This window comes from Pseudomonas sp. SH10-3B, from assembly GCF_019891415.1.
Taxonomy (GTDB): Bacteria; Pseudomonadota; Gammaproteobacteria; order Pseudomonadales; family Pseudomonadaceae; genus Aquipseudomonas.
Genome location: NZ_JAFLXD010000108.1, coordinates 1 through 1,617 on the forward strand (window position 1 = coordinate 1; position 1,617 = coordinate 1,617).

Annotated in this window: 3 protein-coding genes; all 3 read right to left on the reverse strand. The window is 47.7% G+C overall.

Annotated elements, in window-relative coordinates; all coding sequences use genetic code 11:
• Window positions 1-34: 34 nt before the first annotated feature.
• Window positions 35-340 carry a hypothetical protein gene (locus tag J1G35_RS30535; RefSeq protein WP_053129460.1) on the reverse strand — a complete coding sequence of 102 codons (306 nt, stop codon included), beginning with the start codon at window positions 338-340 and terminating at the stop codon, window positions 35-37.
• A 178-nt stretch (window positions 341-518) separates the two neighbouring features.
• Window positions 519-761 carry a hypothetical protein gene (locus J1G35_RS30540; RefSeq protein WP_053129457.1) on the reverse strand — a complete coding sequence of 81 codons (243 nt, stop codon included), beginning with the start codon at window positions 759-761 and terminating at the stop codon, window positions 519-521.
• 187 nt (window positions 762-948) lie between these two features.
• A complete protein-coding gene (locus tag J1G35_RS30545; protein ID WP_082340919.1) occupies window positions 949-1,314 on the reverse strand; it encodes a hypothetical protein in 366 nt (121 codons plus the stop codon).
• Window positions 1,315-1,617: the final 303 nt, after the last annotated feature.

The window sequence follows — 1,617 nt, forward strand, 5'->3', positions numbered from 1 at the left end:
AAGAGGAGCCATTCGTGAGAATCCGCTCTCGACCCTAAGCGGGTAAATCGCTAGAACGGATGTTCGAATCGATTCGCTGAATTTCCGCCTCGCTCATTACTCGCCAATCATTTGGCAAAATACCGTACTCGAACTCAGCGCTTTCCAGGGCCTCATCCAATCCAAGTATCAAGTGGTCGCCTTCAATCTGGAGTTTTCCGTAGTCCTCAAAACGTATTAGCAGATACACCGGGTCATCGTCTTTTACCTCCAGGCCGAAAAGCACGATAGCGGTAACGTCAGGCCGGAAATCACTGACTGTCCTTACATAAGCGAACAGATGGCTTGTGGGCTGAGGCATGGCGTCGGCTGCATTTAATTGATGATGGGTTACGGCATTCTATATTACCGCTTCTGGCCGATTCTCGCCTGTGATGGTGGGCAGAAATCGGCCAAGGGTTGCCTTTCACCTGTCCACAGAAAGACACTCAATGTACCCTGCTGAAGAGACAACATTGAAAAGGACACAGACTTAAAAACTACTTAAACCTATCTGGAACGTACTCTTGCCTTTCAACTAATTTTAGCGCATCCAACATATCTTCCAAGAAGTGAGTTAACTCCTCTTTAGATTCACAAACTGTTAGAGAAGCTATTTCCGAATCATAAAGGCGTTCTTTGATAATGCGCATGCAATCTGCATAAACCATTAGTTCACCTTCAGACAGGCGCAAATCAAACAACGTTACACTGGCAATACACTCTTTTTTCAGAATATCCATTACTCACCATTTAACAGAGTCAGAAAATTTAGATTGAAATGCCTTAAGCCCGCCTGAATCGCCCCTGATTTCCTGGAGGCATCCGACTGGCTCCTTTTGGCCGATTTCTGCCGGTCATAACAGGCTTCTATCGACCCATAGCAGTCATCTGAACCGCATTGATCGACAGAAATGTCCACCGCCAATCCTAAAATCGTGAAGGTGGCTCATTTCCGGTCTTGATATTCGAAAAGACCTCATCTGGATCTGCCTGACACCAATATCTGAACAGAAGGCGAGGTTCGGTATTTCCGAAATATTGATCAACGGTGCTGTCGGGCGGCACGGTCAATTTAGGTGCTGGCCATTGCTGCGCTAAAACACCTATTGGTTTGTCAGACGACCAAATAATCCAAGTAGCCTTGCCTCCATTGATACCCGGTAAGTAGCCGGCATCTTGTATCACTTCGATTAAGGCGCGCAGCGTTGCTGATGGATCGAGTGTGATCGACGTCGCATGGCTTCCCAGATCATCTCCTGCATGAACGCTATCTCGATCGATGGCAACTTCCAACGTGACTACTCCTTTTTTATCGCTGTGCTGTCACTAGATCGTCCAGCGTAGAGACATCAACGGCTACCTGTCCACAGTCTGCTTTTGGCCGATTGTGTTGAAAAAGTCGCTCCGCTCAAACTGCCCGGAAATTGACCAGGGGAAACGCCATTTTTGCACGCTGCTACGTGAAATCTGAGCCCGGAAGCCTCAGCCAAAAGTAAGGATTTCAATCTCAGGTGTGTACTTTTCTGCTGTGGAAACCAAGGCCGACTTTTTCAACAGAATCGGCCGACTCCTGCCGTTTGGTGACAGGCAGAAACC